Origin of the sequence: Streptomyces cellostaticus, from assembly GCF_023630175.1 — a bacterium.
Classification (GTDB): domain Bacteria; phylum Actinomycetota; class Actinomycetes; order Streptomycetales; family Streptomycetaceae; genus Streptomyces; species Streptomyces cellostaticus_A.
The window spans coordinates 1-1,343 of the sequence record NZ_JALLIN010000128.1 but is presented as its reverse complement, the minus strand read 5'-3'; the positions used below and the strand labels follow the sequence as shown (position 1 = coordinate 1,343).

Here is a 1,343-nt window from a genome sequence, read left to right as displayed (position 1 = left end):
GCTAGGTCGTGTTTTAGAAGTCGGTGACCTGCTCGGTTGGCCGTTCGGGGAAGTGGCGGGCGGCCATCCAGATGGTGAGGTCGCGGGCGATGTCGTTGATGCTGGACGAGGTGGTGACCTCGTGCTCGCGGCGGCTGGCATCGCGGCGGACGACTTCGTAGCCACCTTCGTCCACTACGGCCACCGAGGTGAACCAGATGGGGTCGTCCTCATCGGGCTGGATGACAACGAAGGTGTTGTCGGAGTCGTTGAGGTCGCTGATCATCATGAACAGCGCGTCCTCGGACGGGTCGTCGATGCGGTCGCCGTTCTCACTGTCAGCGCCGTAGTACCGGGCCCCCATCGGTGGTGTCTCCCCTCGCCCGCTCAACTGGCTGCGGTCAGCATGGCATGCGAGGCCGACGCCCCAGGCTCGTCACAGCCATTCACCGATCGCAGCGACCACGACGGTGGCCTCGAAACGGACCGCCAGTTTGTCGAACCTCGTGGCCACCGCACGATTTCGCTTGAGCCGGTTGATCCCGCACTCGACTGCGTGCCGGGCCTTGTAGTCCTCCCCGTCGAAGGCCGGCGGCCTCCCGCCCGCCGCCCCGCGTCGCTTGCGGTTCCGGACCTGGTCGGCCGGCTCCAGAATCGTGCAGCGGATCCCGCGCTTTCGCAGGTAGGCCCGGTTCGCGCGGGACGAATACGCCTTGTCGCCCCGCACTCGCAGGGGGCGCACGCGGGGGCGTCCCGGCCCGAGACGAGGTACCCGTATGCCCTCCAGGACGGCCGTGAACTGCGGACTGTCACCCCGCTGCCCAGCGGTGACCAGCAGCGACAAAGGCCGCTGCCTTTGCTCGCACGCGAGATGGATCTTGGTGCTGAAGCCTCCACGGGACCGGCCCAGCCCGTGGTCTTCTGGCTCGGCGCGGGTCCCGCCCGGCGGCTCCTTCTGGGTGTGACCGTCGCGGCGGGCGCCCGCCGCGTGCTGGTGGGCCCGGCAGACCGTGGAGTCGACGTTGACCTCCCACATGATCAGCCCAGCCGCATCTGCCCGGGCCTGCAGCCCGGTCAGTAACTCCTGCCAGACGCCGCCCCGCTGCCAGCGGCGGAAGAGACCGTAGACCGTCTGCCACGGACCGTACTCCGCCGGAAGATCCCGCCACGGCGCACCGGTCCGCACCCGCCAGCGGATCCCATCGATCAACTTTCGTCGACACGCTGTCGGCCTGCCCAACACCGCCACCGGCAACAACGGCTCCAGTACCGCCCACTGCTCGTCAGAAAGGTTCCCTCGCCCCACACCAAGATCATCACGATGCGGGACGAGGAGCGGACCCCATTTTCAAAACACGGCCTAG

2 protein-coding genes are annotated in these 1,343 nt (G+C 68.0%); both read right to left on the bottom strand.

Annotation, left to right across the window (positions count from 1 at the left end; genetic code table 11):
- Nucleotides 1-13: 13 nt before the first annotated feature.
- A complete protein-coding gene (locus tag MXD57_RS31285) occupies nt 14-343 on the bottom strand; it encodes a hypothetical protein (protein ID WP_250405588.1) in 330 nt (109 codons plus the stop codon).
- 72 nt (nt 344-415) lie between these two features.
- On the bottom strand, nt 416-1,285 hold the full coding sequence (locus MXD57_RS31280; protein WP_250405587.1) for an IS5 family transposase: 870 nt from the start codon (nt 1,283-1,285) through the stop codon (nt 416-418).
- Nucleotides 1,286-1,343 lie beyond the last annotated feature (58 nt).